The organism is Marinimicrobium agarilyticum DSM 16975, from assembly GCF_000423345.1.
Lineage (GTDB): Bacteria > Pseudomonadota > Gammaproteobacteria > Pseudomonadales > Cellvibrionaceae > Marinimicrobium > Marinimicrobium agarilyticum.
In genome coordinates this window covers 379,376-404,684 of record NZ_AUHU01000005.1, presented here as the reverse complement: position 1 = coordinate 404,684, position 25,309 = coordinate 379,376, and the positions used below count along the sequence as shown (strand labels likewise).

22 protein-coding genes are annotated in these 25,309 nt (G+C 59.3%); 4 read left to right on the top strand and 18 right to left on the bottom strand.

Going from position 1 to position 25,309, the window contains the following annotated elements; translation table 11 throughout:
- Window positions 1-6 precede the first annotated feature (6 nt).
- The 10 genes from galU to gyrA all read right to left on the bottom strand — a co-directional run bounded on the left by galU (window position 7) and on the right by gyrA (window position 12,985).
- Window positions 7-891 (bottom strand): UTP--glucose-1-phosphate uridylyltransferase GalU, encoded by an 885-nt coding sequence (gene galU, locus G547_RS0107000; RefSeq protein ID WP_027329236.1) that lies wholly within the window; start codon window positions 889-891, stop codon window positions 7-9.
- Window positions 892-1,024: 133 nt separating this feature from the next.
- Window positions 1,025-2,380, bottom strand: a complete 1,356-nt coding sequence (locus G547_RS0106995) for a phosphohexomutase domain-containing protein (RefSeq protein WP_027329235.1) — start codon at window positions 2,378-2,380, stop codon at window positions 1,025-1,027.
- 89 nt (window positions 2,381-2,469) lie between these two features.
- On the bottom strand, window positions 2,470-3,147 hold the full coding sequence (cmk, locus tag G547_RS0106990; protein WP_027329234.1) for a (d)CMP kinase: 678 nt from the start codon (window positions 3,145-3,147) through the stop codon (window positions 2,470-2,472).
- Between the two features lie 36 nt (window positions 3,148-3,183).
- Window positions 3,184-3,894 carry an orotidine-5'-phosphate decarboxylase gene (gene pyrF / locus G547_RS0106985; RefSeq protein WP_027329233.1) on the bottom strand — a complete coding sequence of 237 codons (711 nt, stop codon included), beginning with the start codon at window positions 3,892-3,894 and terminating at the stop codon, window positions 3,184-3,186.
- A gap of 191 nt (window positions 3,895-4,085) precedes the next feature.
- Window positions 4,086-4,352: a ComEA family DNA-binding protein gene (locus tag G547_RS0106980; protein WP_027329232.1), complete on the bottom strand. Its 267-nt coding sequence runs from the start codon at window positions 4,350-4,352 to the stop codon at window positions 4,086-4,088.
- Between the two features lie 231 nt (window positions 4,353-4,583).
- Window positions 4,584-5,996 (bottom strand): sulfate adenylyltransferase subunit CysN, encoded by a 1,413-nt coding sequence (cysN, locus tag G547_RS0106975; protein WP_027329231.1) that lies wholly within the window; start codon window positions 5,994-5,996, stop codon window positions 4,584-4,586.
- 2 nt (window positions 5,997-5,998) lie between these two features.
- Entirely contained in the window at window positions 5,999-6,910 is a 912-nt protein-coding gene (gene cysD / locus G547_RS0106970) for a sulfate adenylyltransferase subunit CysD (protein WP_027329230.1), read from the bottom strand.
- A gap of 108 nt (window positions 6,911-7,018) precedes the next feature.
- On the bottom strand, window positions 7,019-9,268 hold the full coding sequence (locus G547_RS0106965; RefSeq protein WP_027329229.1) for a bifunctional prephenate dehydrogenase/3-phosphoshikimate 1-carboxyvinyltransferase: 2,250 nt from the start codon (window positions 9,266-9,268) through the stop codon (window positions 7,019-7,021).
- A 22-nt stretch (window positions 9,269-9,290) separates the two neighbouring features.
- Window positions 9,291-10,406, bottom strand: coding sequence for a prephenate dehydratase (gene pheA, locus G547_RS0106960; RefSeq protein ID WP_027329228.1), 1,116 nt, complete (start codon window positions 10,404-10,406; stop codon window positions 9,291-9,293).
- 5 nt (window positions 10,407-10,411) lie between these two features.
- Window positions 10,412-12,985, bottom strand: coding sequence for a DNA gyrase subunit A (gene gyrA / locus G547_RS0106955; RefSeq protein ID WP_027329227.1), 2,574 nt, complete (start codon window positions 12,983-12,985; stop codon window positions 10,412-10,414).
- A 304-nt stretch (window positions 12,986-13,289) separates the two neighbouring features.
- Between gyrA and G547_RS0106950 the strand changes: the two genes are divergently transcribed.
- The 4 genes from G547_RS0106950 (at window position 13,290) to G547_RS0106935 (ending at window position 17,159) form a co-directional block, all read left to right on the top strand.
- A complete protein-coding gene (locus G547_RS0106950) occupies window positions 13,290-14,609 on the top strand; it encodes a TRZ/ATZ family hydrolase (protein ID WP_027329226.1) in 1,320 nt (439 codons plus the stop codon).
- Between the two features lie 25 nt (window positions 14,610-14,634).
- Window positions 14,635-15,336: a bifunctional 2-polyprenyl-6-hydroxyphenol methylase/3-demethylubiquinol 3-O-methyltransferase UbiG gene (ubiG, locus tag G547_RS0106945; protein ID WP_027329225.1), complete on the top strand. Its 702-nt coding sequence runs from the start codon at window positions 14,635-14,637 to the stop codon at window positions 15,334-15,336.
- Window positions 15,337-15,362: 26 nt separating this feature from the next.
- The gene (locus tag G547_RS0106940; protein ID WP_027329224.1) at window positions 15,363-16,061 is read left to right on the top strand and encodes an HAD-IA family hydrolase; all 699 of its coding nucleotides are present in this window, start codon (window positions 15,363-15,365) and stop codon (window positions 16,059-16,061) included.
- A gap of 348 nt (window positions 16,062-16,409) precedes the next feature.
- Window positions 16,410-17,159 carry a YciK family oxidoreductase gene (locus G547_RS0106935; protein WP_027329223.1) on the top strand — a complete coding sequence of 250 codons (750 nt, stop codon included), beginning with the start codon at window positions 16,410-16,412 and terminating at the stop codon, window positions 17,157-17,159.
- A 33-nt stretch (window positions 17,160-17,192) separates the two neighbouring features.
- Here G547_RS0106935 and G547_RS0106930 read toward each other — a convergent pair whose 3' ends face one another.
- The 8 genes from G547_RS0106930 to G547_RS0106895 form a co-directional block, all read right to left on the bottom strand.
- A complete protein-coding gene (locus G547_RS0106930; RefSeq protein WP_027329222.1) occupies window positions 17,193-17,573 on the bottom strand; it encodes a DUF2802 domain-containing protein in 381 nt (126 codons plus the stop codon).
- Window positions 17,574-17,636: 63 nt separating this feature from the next.
- On the bottom strand, window positions 17,637-18,140 hold the full coding sequence (locus tag G547_RS0106925) for a chemotaxis protein CheW (protein WP_027329221.1): 504 nt from the start codon (window positions 18,138-18,140) through the stop codon (window positions 17,637-17,639).
- Between the two features lie 113 nt (window positions 18,141-18,253).
- Window positions 18,254-19,129, bottom strand: a complete 876-nt coding sequence (locus G547_RS23000) for a chemotaxis protein CheW (protein ID WP_027329220.1) — start codon at window positions 19,127-19,129, stop codon at window positions 18,254-18,256.
- On the bottom strand, window positions 19,126-19,920 hold the full coding sequence (locus tag G547_RS0106915) for a ParA family protein (protein ID WP_027329219.1): 795 nt from the start codon (window positions 19,918-19,920) through the stop codon (window positions 19,126-19,128). The genes G547_RS23000 and G547_RS0106915 overlap by 4 nt, the downstream gene beginning before the upstream one ends.
- 110 nt (window positions 19,921-20,030) lie before the next feature.
- A complete protein-coding gene (motD, locus tag G547_RS0106910; RefSeq protein WP_027329218.1) occupies window positions 20,031-21,020 on the bottom strand; it encodes a flagellar motor protein MotD in 990 nt (329 codons plus the stop codon).
- A 15-nt stretch (window positions 21,021-21,035) separates the two neighbouring features.
- Window positions 21,036-21,779 carry a flagellar motor protein gene (locus tag G547_RS0106905; protein ID WP_027329217.1) on the bottom strand — a complete coding sequence of 248 codons (744 nt, stop codon included), beginning with the start codon at window positions 21,777-21,779 and terminating at the stop codon, window positions 21,036-21,038.
- A 1-nt stretch (window position 21,780) separates the two neighbouring features.
- The gene (locus G547_RS0106900; RefSeq protein ID WP_027329216.1) at window positions 21,781-22,851 is read right to left on the bottom strand and encodes a protein-glutamate methylesterase/protein-glutamine glutaminase; all 1,071 of its coding nucleotides are present in this window, start codon (window positions 22,849-22,851) and stop codon (window positions 21,781-21,783) included.
- A gap of 73 nt (window positions 22,852-22,924) precedes the next feature.
- Window positions 22,925-25,270, bottom strand: coding sequence for a chemotaxis protein CheA (locus G547_RS0106895; RefSeq protein WP_027329215.1), 2,346 nt, complete (start codon window positions 25,268-25,270; stop codon window positions 22,925-22,927).
- Window positions 25,271-25,309 lie beyond the last annotated feature (39 nt).

Here is a 25,309-nt window from a genome sequence, read left to right as displayed (position 1 = left end):
GCGGCCCTACCGGCTCTTCAGGTATTCATCAAACTGCCCACCAATTTCGTGGTGGCGCGTACCGTACTCGATGTTGGCTTTCATATAGCCGAGCTTGGAACCGCAATCGTGACTCTGCCCCGTCAACCGGAAGGCTTCGACGGTTTCGTCGGTTACCAGGGCATCCAGAGAGTCGGTCAATTGAATCTCGCCGCCGGCACCGGGCTGGGTTTTGGCCAGCAGGTCCCACGTAGACTGGGACAGGACGTAACGGCCGACGATGGCCATATTGGAAGGTGCGGCATCTTTTTCCGGTTTCTCCACCATGCCCTTGAGCGCCGCGTATTCGCCCTGCTTCAGTTCGGCGCCACCGCAGTCAACCACACCGTATTTGTGAACGACGTCCCAGGGCACTTCTTCCACCAGGATCTGGCTGTGGCCGGTTTCATTAAAGCGCTTGGTCATGCCGGCCAGGTTGTCCGTGCGAAGGTTGCAGTGGTATTTGTCGATCAGCACGTCCGGCAGCAGGACGGCGAAGGGCTCCTCCCCCACTACGGGGCGGGCGCACAGGATGGCATGGCCCAGCCCCTTGGCTTCGGCCTGGCGCACGGAGATGACGGTAAGCCCCGGCGGTGTAATGGAGCGGACTTCTTCAAGCAGGGAGCGCTTGAGGCGTGCTTCGAGCTGGGCCTCAAGTTCGAAACTGGTGTCGAAATGGTTTTCGATAGAGTTTTTACTGGCGTGGGTAACGAGAACAATTTCTTTGATACCAGCCGCAGCCGCTTCTTCGATCACGTATTGGATCAGGGGCCGGTCAACCACGGGCAGCATTTCTTTGGGGATGGCTTTGGTGGCCGGGAGCATTCGGGTGCCCAGTCCGGCGACGGGGATGACGGCTTTTTTGATCTGCATAACGTACTCCTTTTGATTTGGGGTCTCGTTCCCAAGAATTGTGTTTGGTCGGCTCACTTAACGTTAGGGGCTCCAGAAAGTCCGGTCAGGGCATCGGGTGCACCCGACCCCCTGCCCTCCGAGGTGCATCCCGCTACTGATTTAACAGCGCTAAGACTTCGTCCGTTTTTTCCTGGACGAGTTTCTTATCGCCGCGGCTTTCGGCATTCAGGCGGACGACCGGTTCGGTGTTGGACATGCGCAGGTTGAAGCGCCAATCGTCGAATTCCATGGTGATGCCGTCGGCGCGGTCGATGGCCTTGGCCTGGTCTTTGTAATGCTCAAACACGCGATCAATGGCAGCGGCGGCATCGTCGACCTTGCTGTTGATTTCACCCGGCGACGGGAAGCGGTCGATGCATTCCTGCAGCAGCTCGGAAAGGGTTTCGCCCTTGCGACCAATGAGTTCGGCCACCAGCAGCCAGGGGATCATGCCGCTGTCGCAGTAGGCGAAGTCGCGGAAGTAGTGATGGGCGCTCATCTCGCCACCGTAGATGGCGTCTTCCTGGCGCATGCGTTCCTTGATGAAGGAGTGGCCGGTTTTGGACTGGATTGCCGTACCGCCATGCTTCTCGCAGATATCGATGGTATTCCAGGTCAGCCGGGGGTCGTGAATGATTTTGCTGCCGGGGACTTTCAGCAGGAAGGCCTCAGCCAACAGGCCGACGATGTAGTAGCCTTCGGTAAACTCGCCCTTTTCGTCAAACAGGAAGCAGCGGTCGAAGTCGCCGTCCCAGGCAATGCCCATGTCGGCACCGTGTTTGATCACCGCTTCGCTGGTGGAAGCGCGGTTTTCGCGCAGCAGCGGGTTGGGGATGCCATTGGGGAAAGTCGGGTCCGGTTCGTGGTGGACCTTGATGAATTCGATCATCGGCAGGTGCGGTTCGATCGCATCAATGACATGGCCCGCCGCGCCGTTGCCTGCGTTGACCACCAGTTTCAGTGGCTTGAGCTTGCTGGTGTCGACGTAGCTCAACAGGTGCTGGATGTAGTCCTCAAGGACCGAGCCCTTGCGGTATTCGCCCCGCTTGGCGTCGTCCACGGCGGGAAACTCGTTGGCTTCCGCCATGGCCTGGATGTCGTTCAGGCCGGTGTCGCCGCTGATGGGCCGGGAGCCCTCGCGCACCATTTTCAAGCCGTTGTAGTCGATGGGGTTGTGGCTGGCGGTGACGACGATACCGCCGTCAGCTTTCAGATGGCTGGTGGCGAAGTAGATTTCCTCCGTGCCGCATAAGCCAATATCGATGACATCGGCGCCGGCATCCTGAAGGCCGCGAGCGACCGCAAGCTTCAGGGTCTCGCTGGTTTCGCGAACATCACCACCGACCACAACGGTCTTGGGCTTGAGGAATTCGGCAAAGGCGCGGCCGATACGATAGACAATGTCTTCGTTCAGCTCTTCACCCAGTTTGCCGCGAATATCGTAGGCTTTGAAACAAGTTAGGCTCATCTTCGTTCCATCCAGTCTCGTGTCAGTGTTGAAAATCGTGAGTGTTGACATTGTTGTCTTTCGACCGCCCGGGAGGCATTCACCGCGGCTCAGGGCTTGACGGCCGTCAGTATCTGTTCGAGCACCTCGTCAATACTGAGGTCCGTGCTGTCGAGGTAGCGAGCGTCTTCCGCGGGTTTCAACGGAGAGATAGTGCGCTCACTATCCTGCTGGTCGCGCCGGCGTATATCGTCCGCCAGGGCGTCCACATCCACTTTCTCGCCTTTTTCGAGCAGCTGCAAGTAGCGCCGCTCTGCCCTGGCTTCCGGGCTGGCCGTCAGGAAGATCTTCACTTGGGCATCCGGAAACACGGTGGTCCCCATATCCCGACCGTCGGCCACCAGCCCGGGTTCCCGGCGAAAGTCACGCTGGCGCTGCAAAAGCGCCTCGCGCACTGGAGGATAGGCGGCCACTTTGGAAGCATTCATGCTCACCGTTTCGGTGCGTATGTCACGGGAGACATCGCGGCCGTTCAGCAAGATGCGGGTTTCAGCGCCTTCGGCGTCGAAGGTAACGTCCAGGTGGCGGGCGACGTTCGCCACGGTCTCGGGGTCATCAATGTCGACGCCTTCGTCCATCGCCGCCAGGGCCGTAAGGCGATACAGGGCACCACTGTCGAGCAAGTGGTAGCCCAATCGGTGAGCGACCAGACGGCTCAAGGTGCCCTTTCCGGCGCCACTGGGGCCATCAATGGCGATTACGGGTATAAAACGTGGTGTGGGAGTCACTCGAATCTCGTTCCTACGGCTTGCTCAAACAATGGGTCACAGGCTTTCAATAGACGACGCAATCTCTCGGCAGCGCGCAATCGGGTCTTCGGCTCGGGAGATCGGCCGTCCAATCACCAGATAATGGCTCCCGGCCTTTATCGCCTCTTCCGGTGTCAGGGTACGACGCTGGTCGTCGGCCGCGCTGTCTGCCGGGCGAATGCCGGGCGTGACCAGGCAAAAGTCGTCTCCATGGCGACTTTTCAGGGCGGCGGCCTCCTGAGCCGAGCATACCACACCGTCCAGGCCACTATTATGGCTCAACTGCGCCAAATGCATGACCTGTTCCATGGGGGAGCGGGCAATGCCGATACTGGCCAGGTCTTCCGCGGACATACTCGTCAGAACAGTGACGCCGATCAGCAATGGCCGCCGGCCTGAGACCTTGTCTACGGCCTCGCGGGCCGCCGACATCATCCGTTCTCCGCCACTGGCGTGGACATTGACCATCCAGATACCGAGATCGGCGGCGGCCCTGACCGCTCCCGCCACGGTGTTGGGAATATCGTGAAATTTGAGGTCGAGGAAAAGGTCGAACCCCAGATCCTGCAGTCGTTCAACCACTTTCGGACCACTGCGGGTGAACAGCTCCTTGCCGACTTTCAGGCGGCAATACTCTGGAGACAGGCGACGTGCCATGGTCAGGCAGTCGTCGAGGTTATCGTAGTCCATGGCCACAACGATCCGTGGAGCCTCGGGCTTGGGCATAATGGTCCCCCTGAACGAAAAAAAGCCCGGATCTACGGGACCCGGGCTGCCATTAAATCAAATTTGGCATTAAATTGCAGCGTCTAATCTTCAGTTACCAGAAGCTCCGCATTCAGGAGCCTTTGGCCATCAGGAAGGAGTGCCCGGTGTCAGGAGAAAGGGGGCACTCCTGTCAGGACCTGATGAAGCGATTACTCCAACGTGATTTTTTCGCGGTTGGCTTCAATGGTCGCCTCGCCAATGCCGCGAACTTCAGCCAACTGGTCCACGCTTACAAACTCGCCGTTGGCATCACGCCACGCCAAAATGGCTTGCGCTTTTTTCTCGCCCACACCATCCAACTGCGCCAGAGACTCGACGTCGGCGGTGTTGATATTGATCGGAGCGGCGGGCTCGGCCCAGGCCGCTACGCTGAACAACAGTGCGAGAGAACACAGGAAGGATGAAATCAATTTCATAATGAACTCCTTTTTCAAACATTTTCGAATGGATGGTTAAACGTCGTTCGATGACGTTGGGTGTAGATTAGAGGGGGAAACGCTTGGCGCGTAGGAGAAATCACACAGACGGTTTGTAGGAAATCACCGACAAAATTTCAGGATTTGAAGTGTGTCACAAAGTCAGGCGACTGGGGGGGTGGCAGGCCGGTTTGCCCAGCGTTGAGGGCAGACCGGCCAAACCGACGTGCGCTACAGTTTGGAGATATCTTTGGCGTCCCAGTGCGGGAAGTGCTTACGCACCAACGCATTGAACTCCAACTCAAACTCACTGAACTGCGTGTGGGAGGTTTTGGTCCGGCGCAGGCCTTCGATCACCATACCGGCGCCAACGGTGATGTTGGTCAGACGATCAATGACAATGAATGAGCCGGTAAACCGATGGTTAGGATAAGCGTCCACCACCACCGGCTGACTGAAGGTCAAATCCGCCACGGCGATATCGTTCAGTTGAAGTTTATCCCCGGGCTTCTGTTCCTGGGTGTTCACATCGACAAGATAATCCACTTGGTCAACGTGGCCCGACACCACTTTGCTGGCGAACTTGAAAAGATACTCTTTGCCGGGTTGGCCAACGTCTTCATTCATCCAGACCAGATGGGCTTTCAGATGATTGGTCTGCTCGACCTTGTCCGACGCGAGCACAATCATGTCGCCACGGCTGACATCGATCTCATCTTCCAGAGTGAGTGTCACGGCCTGACCCACGAAGGCTTCCTGCAAATCACCATCAAAAGTGACAATAGACTTCACTTTGCTGGTTTTACCGGACGGCATCACCTTGATGGCATCGCCCACTTTCACCACGCCGGAGGCGATGGTGCCGCAAAAGCCGCGGAAGTTCAGGTGAGGCCGGTTGACGTACTGCACGGGGAAGCGGAAATCGTCAAAGTTGCGCTCGGCCATCACCGGCGCATTTTCCAGAATTTCCATCAGGGTCTGGCCGGTGTACCAGTCACAGCGTTCACTGCGATTGACCACATTGTCCCCATCCAGCGCGGACATCGGCACGAACTGAACGTCTTTCATGCCCAGCTTCTGGGCAAAATTCAGGTAATCGGCCTTGATGTGGTTGTAGACTTCCTCGCTGAAACCTTCCAGGTCCATCTTGTTGATGGCAACCACAATGTGCTTGATGCCCAGCAACGAAGCGATATAGCTGTGCCGTCGGGTTTGCGTCATCACCCCGTGGCGAGCATCAATCAGGATGATTGCCAGATCACAGGTGGAGGCGCCAGTGGCCATATTGCGGGTGTACTGCTCGTGCCCGGGCGTGTCGGCGATAATGAACTTGCGCTTGGAGGTGGAGAAATAACGATAGGCCACATCGATGGTAATGCCCTGCTCTCGCTCGGCCTGAAGACCGTCCACGAGCAATGCCAGGTCGACCTTCTCACCCGTAGTGCCGTATTTGGAACTATCGGAACTGATCGACTCCAGCTGATCTTCATAGATCATTTTGGAGTCGTGCAGCAGGCGGCCAATCAGTGTGCTTTTGCCGTCGTCGACGCTGCCGCAGGTAAGAAAGCGCAGCAGCTCTTTGTTCTCATGCTGGTCGAGATAAGCATCGATATCGGTTTCGATCAATTCGCTTTGATGGCTCATGATTAAAAGTACCCCTCCTGCTTTTTCTTCTCCATGGAGCCGGAGCTGTCATGGTCAATAACGCGGCCCTGACGCTCGGAGGTTTTGGTCAGCAGCATTTCCTGAATGATTTCCGGCAAGGTGGTGGCTTCGGACTCGACCGCGCCGGTCAGCGGGTAGCAACCCAGGGTTCGGAAGCGCACCATTTTCTCTTCCGGCTTTTCGCCGGGTTCGAGCGGCATGCGTTCGTCGTCCACCATGATCAAGGTTCCGTCGCGCTCCACTACCGGACGCTTGGCGGCGTAGTAGAGGGGCACAATCGGGATCTGCTCCAGATGAATGTATTGCCAGATGTCGAGTTCGGTCCAGTTGGACAGCGGGAAAACCCGAATACTCTCGCCTTTGTCGACGCGCCCGTTGTAGATGTTCCACAGTTCGGGGCGTTGGTTCTTCGGGTCCCAGCGGTGGTGCTTGTCCCGGAAGGAATATACCCGCTCTTTCGCGCGGGACTTCTCTTCGTCCCGACGGGCACCGCCAAACGCGGCGTCGAACTTGTACTTGTTCAGCGCCTGTTTGAGCGACTGGGTTTTCATGATATCGGTGTGCTTGGCGCTGCCGTGGGTAAAGGGGCCCACGCCCATCTTCACGCCTTCCTCATTGATGTGGACGATGAGGTCCCAGCCCAACTCCTTGATCCGGTTGTCACGGAACTCGATCATTTCCCGGAATTTCCAGGTGGTGTCGACGTGCAGCAGCGGGAAAGGCGGCTTGCCGGGGTGGAAGGCTTTCTGCGCCAGGTGCATCATGACCGCAGAGTCTTTACCGACGGAGTAAAGCATCACGGGGTTGTCGAACTCGGCGGCCACTTCACGAATGATGTGGATGCTCTCCGCTTCGAGCTGTTTCAAATGGGTGAGATTGTATTGGTCTGACATTCCACTCAACACTGTTTGGGGACGGGAGTCGGCACTGCGTTCACCCGCCCTTGGGTGATTGGGATTTCGAAAAAACAGGCGCATTATAGAGTAATGCGCCCCGGTTCTCTAACGATCGATTACTTCTAAGGATATTCCGGTCTGTTTCGCCAGCTCGACAAAGGTCGGGAAAGAAGTGGCCACATTGGTGGCATCCAGCACCCGAATCGGTTTGCTGGCCCGCAGTGCGGCGATGGCAAACGACATGGCAATACGATGATCGTGGTGGGTTTCCACTTCCCCGCCACCCATGGTGCCGCCCTGGATCACAATGCCGTCGGGCGTCGGTTTGGCGTCGATGCCGAATGTGGTCAGACCGTCCGCCATGGCCTGAATTCGATCGCTTTCCTTTACACGCAGCTCTTCCGCACCGGTCAGCACCGTTTCGCCGTCGGCACAGGCTGCAGCGACAAACAGGGCCGGGAACTCGTCAATGGCCAGGGGCACCTGATCCTCAGGAATGTGAATGCCCTTGAGCTGAGCGTAGCGAACGCGAATGTCCGCCACCGGCTCGCCACCGACCGTGCGCTCATTGCTCAGCGTCAGGTCGGCACCCATGGCCTTGAGAATATTGATCACACCGACTCGAGTGGGGTTGATGCCCACATGGGTCAACGTCAGATCGGACCCGGGGGCGATGCTCGCTGCGACCATGAAAAAGGTGGCGGAAGAAATGTCCGCGGGCACTTCAATTTTGGTGCCCTTCAACTGACCGCCACCCGTCAGCTCCGAGACGGCGCCGTCTTTTTTTACCGAGTAGCCGAAGCCGGTCAGCATCCGTTCGGTATGATCCCGCGTCGGTGCGGGTTCGGTCACCCGGGTGGTCCCCTCGGCATAGAGGCCCGCCAGAAGTACACAGGACTTCACCTGGGCGCTGGCCATGGGCAGTTGATAGTCAATGCCCTTGAGCGGCTGCCCGCCCTTGATCTTGAGAGGCGGGCGCCCGCCCTCGGCGGTTTCCACGACGGCGCCCATCTCCCGCAGGGGGTTGGCGACACGATCCATGGGCCGTTTGGCCAGGGAGACATCCCCACTGATTTCACTGTCAAAGGCCTGACCGGCGAGGATGCCGGACATCAAGCGGATGGTGGTCCCGGAGTTGCCGATATAGAGCGGCTTTTTGGGCGCTTTCAAACCGTGCAGGCCAACACCGTGAATTTTAACCCGCCCTTCGCTCGGGCCTTCGATAACCACACCCATATCCCGAAAGGCCTGCAGTGTCGCCAGAGCATCTTCGCCTTCCAGAAATCCTTCCACTTCCGTCAGGCCTTCGGCCAGGGAGCCGAGCATGATGGAGCGGTGGGAAACGGATTTATCGCCGGGAACCCGGATGGTGCCGGTGACCGAGCCACCGGGTTGCAGTAAGTAGTCTATTTTTCCTGTGGTCATGGCGGGAACAAACGCCCTCTTGGCCAGAATGTTAGTGAAATGGTCGCGTGCGGTTTTGGCACGGGTAAAGACGCCCAGTAGATACTCGCCGTCCTCCCGATCAATCGCCGAGCGCAAGCGCGTCAGGTTGTCGATAAACAGGTCCAGGGAGTCCAGCACCGCCGTCCGGTTGGCTTTCATGATGTCGTGCCACATCACCGGGTCACTGGAAGCGATGCGGGTAAAATCCCGAAAACCACCGGCGGCGTAACGGAAAATATTGGGGTTGCCAATGTCCTCCGCCAGGGTATCCACGAGCGAATAGGCAATGGCGTGCGGTAGGTGACTGGTGGCACCGAGCACCTGATCGTGCTCTTCCACCGACATATCCAGTACTTCGGCCCCCACGGCCTGCCACATCCGCCGGACCCGCTCCAGGTGCTCGGCGCCGGTTTCCGGCAAAGGCGTGAGAATAACGCGGTGTTGTTCGTAGAGGTCCGGGTTGGAGGCGGTAACGCCACTGCGCTCGGAGCCGGCGATCGGATGCCCCAACACCAGCTGGGGCGGCACCTCACCGTACACGTTCTCTACCGCCGCTCGGATACTGCCTTTGACACTCGCGCCATCGGTGACCGTCACCTGGTCCGACACCTGTCGACGAATGTCCGACAGCACGCTCTCAACCGCCAGCGTCGGCACCGCTACGAAAATGACATCTCCCTGCCCCAGCTCGGACGCCACGGCATCGAGGGAGGCGGCCACCCGATCCACCACGCCCAACTCCATCGCTTTGCGTCCGGCTTCCGCCCGGCGAACAATGCCAATGGTCTCCGCGCACGCACCGCGCCGGCGCAGGCCGGCCGCGAGGCTGCCGCCGATCAGGCCCAGGCCGATAACGACCAGTTTTCCGATCAGCGGTCGGGGGCTGTCCGGGTGAGCGTCCTCCGTCATGGCGAGATCCCCATCATGGCAATCAGAGCACCGCTTTGGGGTAGGAACCCAGGAGCTTGAGGTCCGCCGCACGGCCCGAGACTTCTTTGAGGACTTTACTGACTTGCGGGTCATCCGCGTGACCACTGAAGTCGATAAAGAACACATAGGTCCAGGCGCCCGTCCGGGACGGACGGGATTCGACGCGGGTCAGATCCAGGTTGTGCCGGTGGAACGGCTCCAGCAGATTGTGCAGAGCACCGGGCTCATTGCGCATGGCCACCACCAGCGAGGTTTTATCGTCGCCGCTGGGGGGGACCGACTCGGTCCCGATGATGAGAAAACGCGTGGAGTTATCCGGTTCGTCTTCAATTTTTTCCGCCAATAGGCTCAAGCCATAAAGCTCGGCCGCCATGCCGCCGGCAATGGCCGCCGCGTTCCACTCACCTTTCAAGCGCCGCGCCGCTTCGGCATTACTGCTGACCGCGACCCGCTCCGCTTTCGGATAGTGAGCGTCGAGCCACTTGCGGCACTGCGCCAGGGATTGGGCATGGGAATAGATTCGGGTAATGCTGCCGACATTGGTGACATCCGAAATCAGCAGGTTCTGGTGAATGCGTAGTTCCACCTCCCCACAAATTTTCAGGTTGGATGTCATGAAATTGTCCAGCGTGTGATTGACCACACCCTCGGTGGAGTTTTCCACCGGCACCACACCATAATTCACCGCGCCGGCTTCCACTTCGCGAAACACTTCATCGATAGCGGGAAATGGCAGAGACACGGCCGAATGACCGAAATGCTTGAGCGCCGCCTGTTGGGTAAAGGTACCCTCGGGGCCCAGAAACGCGACTTTGATCGGCTGTTCCAGCGCGAGACAGGCGGACATGATCTCCCGGAACAGGCGAGCCATTTCTTCATTGCTCAACGGGCCCTGATTCCGCTCCATGGCCTTGCGCAGAACCTGCGCCTCTCGCTCCGGGCGATAGAAGCTTTGACTCGAGTCAGCGGCCGAGACGACCGCCTTACCCTTGCCCGCTTTCTTCACTTCCGCCACTTCCTGAGCACAGGCGGCCCGTTCGGAAATCAGCTTACCGATCTGGTCGTCAATATGATCGATACGATCACGCAACGCTTTGAGTTTGTCCGATTCACTCATACCCGTTATTCGTCTCCGCCCTCTTCGTCCACCAGAGACTCACCACTTTCTTCATCCTCTTCGATGCGCTGCACCCCGCTGAGGTGCTCGCCGTCTTTGAGACGGATCAAGCGAACGCCCTGAGTGTTCCGGCTCAACACCGATACTTCGTCCACGCGGGTGCGTACTAGCGTACCCTGGTCGGAAATCAGCATGATTTCTTCGCCATCAAGCACCTGCACTGCACCGACCAGCGCGCCATTGCGCTCGGTGGTCTGCATACCGATCACGCCCTGAGCGCCGCGACCTTTGGTCGGGAACTCTTCAACCGGCGTGCGTTTGCCATAGCCCTGTTCGCTGACTGTCAGAACCTGACCGCCTTCCTGCGGGATGACCATGCCCACGACTTCGTGCTCGTCATCCATCCGGATGCCGCGCACACCGCGGGAAACCCGGCCCATGGCCCGGACGTTGGTCTCTTTGAAACGCACGGCTTTGCCGCTGCTGGAGAGCAGCATCACGTCGCACTCACCGTCGGTGACAGCGGTGAAGGACAAGGCATCGCCCTCATCCAGCTCGATGGCTTTCAGCCCCACGCTGCGCTGACGGGAAAACTGGTCAAGCGACGTTTTCTTCACGGTGCCGCGACGGGTCGCCATAAAGATGAAGTGATCCGCATCGTAATTTTTCACCGGCAGAATCGAGGTAATGCGCTCGCCGTCTTCCAGCGGCAGCAGGTTGACCACCGGACGACCCCGTGACTGACGGCCGGCCACCGGAATCATGTACACCTTGAGCCAATACACCTTGCCAGCGTTGGTGAAGCACAGAATGGTATCGTGGGTGCTGGCCACCAGCAGGTGTTCGATAAAGTCTTCATCTTTCACCGAGGTGGCCGATTTACCCATGCCCCCGCGACGCTGAGCCTGATAGTCATCCAGCGGCTGGCTCTTGGCATAACCGTTGTGGGAGATGGTCACCACCCGGTTTTCTTCGGCAATCAGGTCTTCGGTGGTCAGATCCAGCGTCGAGGCAGTGATTTCGGTACGACGGTCATCACCGTAATCGGTCATGACCTGCTCAAGCTCTTCGCGAATCACTTCCAACAGACGCTCGGGTCGATTGAGAATATCCAGGAAGCCGGCAATCTGCTCCAGTTTTTCCTCGTACTCGGCCAGCAGCTTGTCGTGCTCCATGCCAGTCAGGCGGTGCAGGCGCAAATCCAGAATCGCCTGAGCCTGGGCCGGGGACAGATAGTAGCGACCGTCGTGAACACCGAACTGCTCGCCCAGATCTTCTGGCTTACAGGCATCATCGCCGGCCCGCTCCAGGAACGCGCTCATTTCGCTGGTTTCCCAGCCGCGAGTCATCAACCCTTCTTTGGCTTCCGCCGGTGAGGGAGAGGCCTTGATCAGTTCGATTACCGGGTCAATATTGGCGATGGCCATCGCCAGGCCTTCCAGAATATGGCCCCGTTCGCGCGCCTTGCGCAGCAAGTACACGGTCCGGCGGGTAACCACTTCCCGACGGTGACGGACAAAGGCTTCCAGCAGCTCCTTCAAGTTGAGCAGCTTCGGCTGGCCGTCTACCAGGGCGACCATATTGATACCGAACACGGTCTGCAATTGGGTCTGGGCGTAGAGATTGTTCAGCAGTACTTCCGCCGACTCGTTGCGCTTGACCTCGATAACCACACGTAAGCCGTCTTTATCCGACTCGTCGCGCAGCTCGCTGATGCCATCGATTTTTTTGTCTTTCACCAGCTCGGCGATCTTTTCGATCAGCCGCGCCTTGTTCAACTGGTAGGGGATCTCGGAGATGATGATGGTCTCGCGACCGGTTTTGGCGTCTTCCTCGATCTCCGCCTGGGCGCGCACGTAAATGCGTCCCCGGCCGGTCCGGTAGGCCTGAACGATGCCTGCACGGCCGTTGATCATGGCGGCAGTGGGGAAGTCCGGCCCCGGAATGTACTCCATCAGCTCGTCAATGGTGATCTCTTCATTGTCGATCAGCGCCAGGCAACCGCGCACCACTTCTTTGAGGTTGTGCGGCGGAATATTGGTGGCCATGCCCACGGCGATGCCGGACGAACCGTTAATCAGCAAATTGGGAATGCGGGTCGGCAGCACATCCGGGATGCGCTCGCTGCCGTCGTAGTTGTCGACAAAGTCGACCGTTTCCTTGTCCAGGTCGGCCAACAGGTCGTGGGCGATCTTGGCCATGCGCACTTCGGTGTAACGCATGGCGGCGGCGCTGTCGCCGTCGATCGAGCCGAAGTTGCCCTGCCCGTCCACCAGCGTGTAGCGCAGCGAGAACGGTTGGGCCATCCGGACCACGGTGTCATACACCGCCGAGTCACCGTGTGGGTGGTACTTACCGATCACATCCCCGACCACACGAGCAGACTTGAGATAAGGCTTGTTCCAGTCGTTTTTGAGCTCGCTCATCGCGAAGAGCACGCGCCGGTGCACCGGCTTCAGCCCATCGCGGACATCGGGCAGCGCCCGGCCCACAATGACGCTCATGGCGTAATCGAGATAGGACTTTTTGAGTTCGTCTTCAATGTTGACGGGTGAAACTTCTTTCGCTAATTCGCCCATGGACTCGCTGAGTTCCTTATTATCAAACGTCGGAAGAGCGGCCACCACGACGGCGTGGCCTGTTCCGGCGGCCAGAGCTCTGACGGGCGCCTACAGCGCCCGCCAGAGGCCCCTGAGGCCAACCGCACAAAGGGCGGAATACTACCATAAAAACGGGCTAAGGGGGTGATTTCAGGGCGTTTTTCAGGCAAGCTGCGCCCTTGCCGCCGGACCGAAGCCAGAGCGCCCCTGGAGGTTCTGCATGCCGCCGAGCTTGGGGGTATACTGGCCGGTCTCGGACGAATGATGTACACAGGATCCATTTATGCCAGCCCCCGAAACCGTCAACCTGATTATCAACGCCCGCTGGATCGCGCCGGTCGTGCCCGAGCGCCGGGTCTTTGAACACTGTGCGCTGGTGATCCACAAGGGCCTGATTCAGGCGCTGGTCCCCCAGGAAGAGGCCGCCAAGCGCTACACCGCCGAGCAGGAAGTCTACCTGGGCAATCACCTGGTGATCCCCGGTCTGGTCAATGCCCACGGCCACGCCGCTATGAGCCTGCTGCGCGGCTACGCCGACGACCTGCCCCTGAAAACCTGGCTCGAAGAGCATATCTGGCCAGCCGAGGGCCAATGGCTCAGCGAGGACATGGTGCGCGACGGGGCCGAGCTGGCCATGGCGGAAATGATCCGCTCCGGGACCACCTGCTTCAGTGATATGTACTTTTTCCCGGAGCAGGTGGCCCAAGCGGCTCAGCAGGCCCATATACGGGCCCAAGTGAATTTTCCGATTTTCGATGCGCCCAGTGCCTGGGGCCAGGGGCCGGAGGACTACTTTCGCAAGGGCCTGGCGCTTCACGACGATTTCCGTGCCAGCCAGTTGATCCGGATCGGTTTCGGGCCCCACTCGCCTTACACTCTGTCCGATGAACCCCTCAAACGGGTCGCCACACTGGCTCAGGAGCTGGATGCCACGGTACAGATCCACCTGCACGAAACCGCGCAGGAAGTGGAGGAATCGCTTCAAACGCACGGCAAACGCCCGATCCAACGGTTGGCCGACCTGGGGCTGCTTTCTCCTCTGACCCAGTGCGTTCACATGACCCAGGTCGAAGATTCTGACATCGCTCTGCTGAGCGAAAGCGGCGCCCAGGTGATCCATTGCCCCGAGTCCAACCTCAAGCTGGCGAGCGGCTTTTGCCCGGTTCAGAAACTGCTGGATGCCGGGGTCAACGTCGCCCTGGGCACCGATGGCGCCGCCAGCAACAATGACCTGGACCTGCTGAGCGAAATGAAAACCGCCGCGCTGCTCGCCAAGGCGGTATCGGGCCGCGCCGATGCGCTGGACGCCCACACGGCATTGCGAATGGCGACGCTGAATGGTGCCCGCGCCCTGGGCCTGGAAGACGAAATTGGCAGTCTGGAAGTCGGCAAATCGGCCGACATCACCGCCATCGAGTTGAGCGATCTGCCCTCTCAACCCGTATACCACCCGGTGTCGCAATTGGTGTATACCAATTCCGGCCACAAAGTCAGCCACGTCTGGGTGACGGGCCGCGCCCTGATGATGAGTCGACAGCTGCAGACCCTCAACGAGCGGGAGCTGATCGGCAAAGCACGTTGGTGGGGCAAACAGATCGGATAATCTCTTTACCGTCGGGAGCAATGAAATGAGCAATGTCGACACGGCGGAAGTCGCCAAATTTGAAGCCCTGGCCAGCCGCTGGTGGGACCGGGACAGTGAATTCAAACCCCTGCACGACATCAACCCGTTGCGCGCCAATTTCATTGACGAGCACTCCCCCGTGGCGGGAAAAAAGGTGCTCGACGTCGGCTGCGGCGGCGGTATTCTGACCGAAGCACTGGCCCAACGCGGCGCTGGGGTGACCGGCATCGACATGGGCGAAGCCCCCCTCGGCGTGGCCCGCCTGCACGCCCTGGAATCCGGGCTGGACATCGACTATCGCCAGATCACCGCCGAGGACATGGCGGAGGAAAGTGCCGGTCAGTTCGACGTGGTGACCTGCCTGGAAATGCTGGAACACGTGCCCGACCCTGCTTCGGTCATTCAGGCCTGCGCCCGACTGGTCAAGCCCGGCGGCCACGTGTATTTCTCGACCATCAACCGCAACCCCAAGTCCTACGTGTTCGCCATCGTCGGAGCGGAGTACGTATTGAAACTGCTGCCTCGCGGAACCCACGACTACCGCAAATTCATCCGACCGTCGGAACTGTCGCGCTGGATGCGCGCGGCCAACCTGGAACTGAAAACGTTGACCGGCATGACCTACAACCCGTTGACCAAACGGTACAAACTGGACCGGCACGATGTCAGCGTGAATTACCTGCTGCACGCCCGACACGTCGGTTAACTCAGTCTTCAAACAGAAGTATTTCAATGGCCCAATCAAAAGATATCCGTGCCGTTCTCTTTGACCTGGACGGCACCCTGCTGGACACCGCCCCGGACTTCGTGGTGGTCGTCAACCGACTCCTGGCGGAATACGACCGCCCGCCCCTGCCGGCCGAAACCATCCGACGCAGCGTTTCCAACGGCGCTCGCGCTCTGGTGTGTCTGGCCTTTGACATCGACCCGGAGCACACCGACTTCGAGCCCTTGCGCGTGCGGCTGCTGGAAATCTACAGCGAACACCTGGCGGTACACACGGCATTGTTCCCGGGGCTGCAGGAGGTGCTGGATCAGTTGAGTGAGTGGAGCATTCCCTGGGGCATTGCGACCAACAAGCCGGCGGCCTATACCTTGCCGTTGATGGAGCAGTTGGACTTGAAACCGGCGTGCGAGTGTATTATTTGTCCGGACCATGTCGCCGAGCGTAAGCCGCACCCGGAGTCGCTGCTGTTGGCGGCGAAGAATTTGGGTTGTGAGCCGGAGCATATTGTTTATATTGGTGATCACCTGAGGGATATTGAGTGCGGCAAGCAGGCTGGTGCGGTGACGATTGCGGCGGCGTATGGTTATATCGAAGATGACGATGATGTGGATGCTTGGGGCGCTGATTATCGGGTGGATCACGGATCGGAGATTCTCGGGATTTTGAAGGACTTAGTGGAAGCTCAAAGTTTACTGGGGAGGTAAGTCGGAGTCCGGTTCAGGGTGGTGTGTACCCGTTGGAGACCCGCCGTGAATACATCCCTGTAGGCTTCTCATCGGCATCCATGCCTCAGAGAGTCTCCAACGGGTACACACCACCCTGAACCTCAGTGCCAATTGCTCCCATAAAAAAGCGTCATGGTCCACAAATACTTTATTGTGGCACTGAGGTGCGGAGAGGGGTACACCATTCATAGACTCTCTGAGGCATGGATGCCGATGAGAAGCCCCCATGGATGGGTTCACGGCGGGTCTATGAATGGTGTACCCCTCTCCGCACCGGACAATACTCAACCACAAAAGCCTAAAACCAAACAGGAAAAGAGTTAACTCATGAAGGTACCGGAAAACTACCAACCCGCGCCGAGCTTATTGAAAGACAAAATTATCGTCGTGACCGGAGCGGGCGATGGGATTGGCCGGGTGGCCGCAAAAACATTTGCTGAATACCGGGCCACCGTCGTACTGCTCGGGCGCACCATGGCCAAACTCGAACGCGTCTACGACGAAATCGAAGACGCCGGAGGGCCTCAACCCGCCATCTACCCCATCAACCTCGAAGGCGCCACCGAAAAAGACTACATCGACCTCAGCGACGCCCTTCATAAAGAATTCGGCAAAGTCGACGGACTGCTGCACAACGCCAGCGAACTGGGCGAACGCACCCCGCTGGCCAACTACGCCCCCGACACCTGGCAACGAGTCATGCAAGTGAACGTCAACGCCCCCTTCCTGTTGACCCAGGCCCTGCTGCCCCTGATGGAAAAAGCCGAGAACGCCAGCATCGTCTTTACCAGCTCCGGTGTGGCGCAGCGCGGACGCGCTTTCTGGGGTGCCTATGCGGCCTCCAAGGCAGCGCAGGACAACCTCATGCAGACCTTGGCCGACGAGCTCGGAGGCGCGTTGGATATTCGGGCCAACAGCATCAACCCCGGCGCCACTCGCACCCGCATGCGGGCCGCCGCGTATCCCGCGGAAGACCCCAACACGCTGCCAGCGCCAGAAGATCATATGCCGCTGTACCTTTACCTGATCGGTGAGGATTCGGTCGGAGTGAACGGGGAAATTTTTACCACCCAATAGCGGTAAAAATACCGAGCGGTTTCCAGCCGCCGGTTAGCGGGTGTTGTGCTCCTGCATGGCCTGCAGGAGTGACGCCTCGGCGCGAGACAGGCCGCAGCGGCGGGCGACTTCGTCCACGTCAACGCCCATGCGAAACAGTTGATTGGCTTCAGTGTAGGGGAGATCTTGCGCGCTCTCGGCGCCTGAGGCCGATGGCCCGCCGCCCTGGGCGACGCGTTTTTCCATGGCGATCAGACGGTTACCCATGCCGATGGCGGCGCTGTTGGCGACCGCCAACTCGTTTTCCAGACGGCGATGACTGGCACGGACCTGATCGACCCGGTCCCGACTCGCGCGCAGGGCGCTCAGCGCGACCCACAGGGCCAGGACACTGAGCACCAGGCTGACGATAACCCCCCACAGCAGCCAGTTCATCGGGCACAGAACTCCGATCCGGCCGGTTCGATAAGCATCTGGTTCACGGCAAGGCTCATCAAATCAGATGTCGTCCAGCTCGGCCCACTCTTCATTGGTGAGCAATTTATTGAGGTCGATCAGGATCAGCAGCTCATCGTTTTTGTGGCACACGCCCTGGATGAACTTGGCGCTCTCCTCGTTCCCGACGTTGGGAGCCGTCTCAATCTCGGACTGGTTCAGGTACACCACTTCCGCCACACTATCGACCAGAATGCCGATAACGTGGTTGTCAGTCTCGATAATGACGATGCGGGTATTGTCCGTGACCTCACCGTTCGACAGTCCAAACCGGTGGCGGGTGTCAATCACGGTCACCACGTTGCCCCGTAGATTGATAATACCCAGCACGTAGGAAGGCGCCCCGGGCACCGGTGCAATTTCGGAGTAGCGCAGCACTTCCTGCACCTGCATGACATTGATGCCGTAGGTCTCACCGTCCAGGCGGAATGTCACCCATTGCAGGACCTGATCATCCCCGTCTTTGGATTTCTTGTTACTGGTTTTTGCGCTGGTTTCAGTCGCCATACATCAAGTCCTCAAAATATCTTGCTTGGTCGGTTCGAGCACCGCGGAATCCTTTCTGCACTATAGCCGATTCGGTCCTTTCTTGCCTCTTCAATGTCGTCAAATTCTACACATTAAGCCCGCTTGCGGTCAGCCTCCATCAACAGCTGACCTACGCGGGGAATGTCCAGCAAGGCACACATATGCTCCTTGACCGTTCCCGCCAACCAGGGCCGTCGGCTGCGCTCGGAACGCCACTTCACATCTTCCGGGTCGAGCGTAATGGGTTGGTTCACCGAGTCCACGGCCAGGCCCCAGGGAACGCCGTCAATGGAAATCACATACTGGGCCGTTTCCACAAACCGTTCATCGTAGCGTTCGGGCATCACAAACTTGGCGGTATTCACTGTGCGAATTTTACCGCCCGGGGTCGGTAACAGCCCCATAAACCAATCCGCCTGCCCAAACAGTGGAGTCAATTCGTCGGTCAGGGGCTGGATCTGACCCAGCGCGACCAGAGGCACGGCCAACGTCAGGCCGGAGACCTTGAACAACAACACATCAAATCGCTGTTGCGCCCAGGCGGGCCGACCGTTTTCCAGCCACTCGACATCCTTCATACGGAAGGCCATCGCCGCCGGCTCGGGGGCCGGCTCAGGAAGATCCTCTACCTCGGGAACCTGGACGGGCTGGGCGACTTCGGGCGCCGGTGACGGCTCTACGATTTTGACTTGGGGGGCTGGCGGTTTCGGTGGCGCTATCGGGCGGGCTTCAATTTTTGTGGCAACCCCGGGATGCGCCTTGGGCTCGACCACAACGGGCTCACTGATCCGTTGTGCCACGGTCTGTTTCTGGGTGGCACTGTACAGCAGTTTTTGCAGGCGTTCGCGCTGCTCATCCTGCGGATCGGCATACGCGGGGCCTGTTGAGCTGGACTCGGGCCCAGTCAGAAGTTCATCCATATAGGCTTGAAGCAATGCCTGGGGATGGTCTTTGCGGGAACGACTCATTGTGGTGCCCCCGTCACGTCCGGTTCTTTGCGCATCAGCCACTTGTAAAGGGACCGGTAAGCCTCCACTCCCCGACTGTCGGCCTCATACAGATGCGGCGGCACGCCGGCCTTACTGGCGTCCCGGAATTTGGTATCCACCGGAATCATTCCGGGCCAGACCTGGGTCGGGTAGCTGTTGCGAATGCTGAGCAGGCTGCTGACTGACGCTTGAGTCCGGCGATCAAACATGACCGGCACCACGTGATATTCCAGCGGCCGCTTGCGGGATTTGGTCATCATCTCCAGAGTGTTGACCATGCGCTCCAGCCCCTTCAGCGCCAAAAACTCGGTCTGCACCGGTAACACCAATCGCTGGGCCGCCGCCAGAGCATTGATCATCAACACGCCGAGCAGCGGTGGGGTATCAACCAGCACCAGATCGTAGTCATCGTACACTTGCGTCAGCGCCTTGGTCAGTACCAGGCCCATGCCCTCCTGGCCGATAGCGTGGCGTTCCAGAGTGGCGAGCGCGGTCGCGGATGGCAGCAGGTGGAGATTCTTGAAGTCCGTCGGCAGAATCAGCTCGCGCACCCGCTCGGGCGTGAGTTGTTTGCGCTCCTCAAACAGTGTGAAAACACTCTGTCTGGCAGTGTCGGGATCTTGACGAAAATAGGTGCTCAAAGAACCGTGGGGATCCAGGTCCAATAACAGGACGCGCCGCCCCTTCTCGGCCGCAAGGCCGCCCAGGGCAACGGTGGTGGTGGTTTTTCCAACCCCACCTTTTTGATTGGCTACACTCCAGACGCGCAACGCTCGCGATCCTCAAACGTGATGAACTGACAGTTTTTTGGCCCTAATTGAACGCGGGGCCGCGTTTGACCGGTATACGCCTCAGTTTTGCAAGGCATGTGCCAACCCCGTCACGGGGACTCGCGGGGAAGATCAGGGTCACTGCTGAACAACAACCCCCCGCCGTCCAGCTGCACCGGCTCAATGGGTGCGGACGCTTCGTCCTGAGCGCCGCCGTCCTGTGCTCCGTTATCGGCACCACCCGTCCCTTCTTGAGTCGGTGTACCGGCTTCCGGTTCGCGCGGCGGTAAAAAACCCGGGTCGGTTTCATCCAGGGCGGCGCTGGGCCGCGGTACCGCTTCGCGCGCAATCATCAGGGCCACCCGCCGGTTCTGGGCCCGCCCTTCGGGGGTCTCGTTGTTGGAGACCGGCTGGTGTTCACCATAACCGACGGCGGACAGTCTTTGCGGACCGACTCCCGCTCCGGCCAGTAACTTGACGATAGCGCTGGCGCGCGCGGCAGACAGCTCCCAGTTACTGGGGTAGCGTTGATTGCGGATCGGTTGGTTATCCGTGTGGCCTTCGACCTGAACGGGGTTATCGTATTCGGCCAGCAAGCGCGCCATTTCAGCGAAAATGTCCTGAGCCTGCGCGCTCAACTCGGCGCTGCCGGACTCGAAGAGGATACTGTCACGCAGCTCCACCTGAAGCCAATACTCATTGGCATACACTTCCAACAGGTCATCGCCGATCAATTCGGAAAAGCGGCTGCTGATGCGCCGGGCCAGCTCTCCGAGTTCACCCAACTCGCCCTCATCGGCGGTCCCCCCGGGCTGGCCGAGGCGCGGTTGTTCGGTGTCCCCCCGGTCGTCGCCCCGAATATCGATCGCCGAGGTGGACGGCGAAAGAGAAGGCTGCCCCACCTGGATCGGATCGAGGGCCCGGGCTGGCTCGAATGCCTCCATCAGAGTATCGGACAGGACCCGATACTTGCTTTCGTTCACCTGGGAAATGGAATACATCACCACGAAAAACGCGAACAACAAGGTGATGAAGTCAGCGTAGGAAACCAGCCAGCGCTCGTGATTGACGTGCAGTTCTGTGGGTCGGCGGCGTGGCATTCAGGGAACCACCTTCTACCGGTGCAGGTAGCCGTTGAGTTTCATCTCAATGGCACGCGGATTCTCACCATCGGCAATGGCGATGATGCCCTCGATCATCAGTTCCCGATAATGGGAGCGTTCATTGATACACATTTTGAGTTTGTTGGCGATGGGCAGCAAAAACAGGTTGGCAAGCGCCACACCATAAATGGTCGCGACAAAGGCCACCGCAATTCCGGGCCCCAGCTGCTCCGGATCCGCCAGGTTACGCATCACATGGATCAGCCCCATCACCGCGCCGATAATACCAATGGTCGGGGAGTAGCCACCCATGCTTTCATAGAAGCGTACCGCATCCTGATCCCGTTGCTCACTCAGGATCAGTTCGTTTTCCATGACTCGACGAATCACCTCAGGCTCGCTGCCGTCCACCATCAACTGCAGCCCCTTGCGGGCGAACGGGTCCTTCTCACCGTCAGCAATCTGCTCCAGCCCGAGCAACCCCTGCTTACGGGCGGTCACCGACCAGCGGACCAGTTTATCAATGCCCCCCTGAAAGGCGTTGACCGGTGGCCAGAAAATCCAGGGAAAAATCTGCAAAGCCCGCTTCAGGTGGACCTTGGGTGTCTGCAGCATAGCGGCGCCGACGGTACCGCCAATCACGATCAATGCCGCCGGTCCGTTGAGCAGAGAGGAAAGTGTCCCACCCTCGATAAAATTGCCACCAATCAGGGCCGCGAAGCCAATGATGACACCGAGGATGCTCAGGATATCCATTTCAGCAGACCTCTCGGGACAGGCGCGGCCCGATCTCTTTCAGGCTCAAGACTTTGTCCGACAAGCCGGCCTTGGCCACCGCCATGGGCATGCCGTAAATGACGCAACTGGCCTCGTCCTGGGACCAGATGGTGGCCCCCTCCTGCTTCAACATACGAGCCCCTTCCCGGCCATCGGCTCCCATCCCGGTCAACACCACACCCAGCACCCGATTGCCGTAGTGCTTGGCAGCGGAGCCGAAGGTAATATCCAGGGAAGGTCTGTAGGTCATGCGCTGGTCTTCAACAATTTTCAGACCACCCCGGCCATCGAGCATCAGCTGTTTGCCGCCGGGCGCCAGCAGGGCCAGGCCCGGCTCCAGGCTATCGCCGTCAACCGCCTCCCGGACGCGAATCTGGCATTGCCGATCCAGTCTTTCCGCGAAGGCCCGGGTGAAATTTTCCGGCATGTGCTGCACCAGAACGATGGGCACCGGGAAGTTGGCGGGCAGATTGACCAACACGTCGGTCAGTGCTACCGGGCCACCGGTGGATGCCCCGATCACCAGCAGCTTGACGCTGCCGCGGGCCATTCTGGGCGCCGGCGTCGGTTCACGTGGGGCCGGCGCGGGTCGCTCGGCCGGTACCGGGCGCTGCAGTTTGGTCGCCTCGCGCGTGGCCGACGCCGAAGCCTTGGCCTGCTTGCCGAGGGTCAAGAGCCGCTCGTGCAGTTTATCTCTCAGTTTCTGGGCACTGCGAGAGACTTCGCCGAAGTCCTTCGGCATAAAGTCCATGGCGCCTGCCGCCAGCGCATCCAGGGTGATCCGGGCGCCTTCGTAGGTCAGGGAGGAGAACATCAGAATCGGCACAGGCCGCTCGGCCATGATGTGCTTGACGGCGGTGATGCCGTCCATTTCCGGCATCTCGAAGTCCATGGTCACCAGGTCCGGGCGCAGCGAGCGAGCCTGTTCCACCGCCTCTCGCCCGTTGGTGGCGGTGCCGACCACCGATAGATCGGGGTGTTGATCGATCATTTCTTTCAGCCGCTGGCGAAAGAAATTCGAGTCATCCACCACTAACACCCTCAATGGCATTCTTCAGAGCTCCTGACCTTGAATGAACAATCGGCGACCCCGGTTCGGAGCCGCCCTGGGAGACGTGTCGCCGTTACACACCACCGGCGTAACGTTTGAGCAAGCCGGGAATGTCGAGAATCAGCGCCATGGTACCATCACCGGTGATGGTGGCACCCGCCATGCCGGGTGTGCCCTGCAACATTTTTCCGAGCGGTTTGATCACCACTTCCTCCTGCCCGATCAGTTGATCAACCACAAAACCGACCAGACGGGTACCAATGGCGACGATGACGACATGGGCTTCGCGTTCACGCTCTTTCCGCCCACCGGCGATCAACCAATCTTTAAGATAAAACACCGGAATTGCCCGGTCACGAATGGTCACACATTCCTGACCGTCTACCGTGTGAGTTTTGCGCATGTCCATGTGGAAAATTTCCTGGACGCTGGCCAATGGCAACGCAAAGGCCTGCTTATGCAGCATGACCATCAGTGTAGGCATGATGGCCAGAGTCAGGGGCACTTTGATGTTCAGGCGCGTCCCTTTCCCCTTGGTGGATTGAATTTCGATGGTACCGTTGAGCTGGGTGATCTTGGTCTTGACCACGTCCATGCCAACCCCTCGGCCGGACACGTCTGAAATTTCTTTCTTGGTGGAAAAACCCGGCGCAAAAATCAGGTTGAACGCTTCGGTATCGGTCAAGCGATTGGCGCCGTCCCGATCCATCACCCCTTTTTCCACGGCGATATCGCGCAGCTTGTCCGGGTCCATCCCTGCCCCGTCATCGGTAATCGACAACAGGATATGATCACCCTCTTGTTCGGCCGCCAGGACGACTTTGCCGGCGCGGGGTTTGCCGCTGGCCTCGCGCTCGTCAGGCAGTTCGATGCCGTGGTCCACGGAGTTACGCACCAGGTGCACCAGCGGATCAGACAGGGCTTCGACCAGGTTTTTGTCCAGATCGGTCTCCTCCCCAACCAGCTCCAGGCTGACTTCTTTTTTCAGGTTGCGAGCCAAATCCCGAACCACCCGGGGGAAGCGACCAAACACTTTTTTGATCGGCTGCATCCGGGTCTTCATCACTGAGCTCTGCAGGTCGGCAGTCACCACATCGAGGTTCGAGACCGCTTTGGCAAGCGCCTCGTTTTCGATATCGTCTCCGAGACGCACCAGCCGGTTGCGCACCAATACCAGCTCGCCCACCATGTTCATGATTTCATCCAGACGCTGGGTGTCTACCCGTACCGACGTTTCCGCCGGGGCTGGACCGCCCTCTTTGTCCGCCTTGGTACCGGGCTTGGCCACCGGCGGCTTGCCGCCGTCTCCCGAACCACCCTGGGCGGGTTTGGGGGCAGCGTTCGATGCCGCTGGCTTGGCCGCCTCGGGCTTTGCCGGTGCTGTCTGGGGCGGTGGAGCGGAGGACGCGCTTACCGTCGCCGTGGGGCCTTTGCCTTTGCCGTGAAGCTCATCCAGCAGGGACTCGAACTCATCGTCGGAAATCAGATCCTCGTCGCCCTTGGCCTTTTTCTTGTCTCCCGCCGAAGGGGCCGGCGCACTGACACCGGGTCCCTTGCCTTTGCCGTGAAGCTCATCCAGCAATGCTTCGAACTCGTCCTCACTGATATCGTCTTTCTTGCTCTCACCGGCCACTTTCTTTTCCGGTGCGGGAACGGCCCCAGGGGCGCTGGGGCCTTTGCCTTTGCCGTGTAGCTCATCCAGCAGCGCTTCGAACTCGTCGTCTTCGATCACGTCGTCTTTTTTGGACGGCTTTTCATCAGAGGCTGAAGGCTTCTGAGCGGGCGTTGAAGGCTTGGCAGTTGGCGCTGAGGGCTGGTCAGTTGGCGCTGAGGGCTCTTTGGTGTGCGCTGAAGGCTCTTTGGCTTGCGCTGAAGGCTCTTCGGAAATGGCGTCGAGCAGTTGTTCGAATTCGTCGTCGGTAATATCGCCGGTGGGAGCCGGCGCATCGGAATTTGTGGGTTGCGCTTCTTCGACGCTGCTCTCAGCGTCGGAGCGAGTCTCATCATCGGCGCTGCCACCATCAATGGGTTGGCCGTCGACCAGTCGCTGCAGCGTGTCAATCAGTTGGGGGTCGGCCGGGGACATGGCCTCGCCCTGGGATATTTCGGAGAACTGCTGATTGATGGTGTCCAGAGACTGGAGCACCACATCCATCAACTCCGAGGTAACCTGACGTTGCCGGTTGCGCAGAACATCAAAGAGGTTCTCGGTAACGTGGCAGCACTCCACCATGGCGTCGAGTTGCAGAAAGCCGGCCCCGCCTTTGACTGTATGAAAGCCGCGGAAAATGGCGTTGAGCAGATCGGTGTCATCGGGACGCTGCTCCAGTTCAACCAGCTGTTCCGAGAGCTTCTCCAGTATCTCTCCCGCTTCGACCAGGAAGTCCTGGAGAATTTCTTCGTCGTCACCGAACCCCATTCAGCGCTCCTATCAGACCTATATCAATCGTTGTTGTCA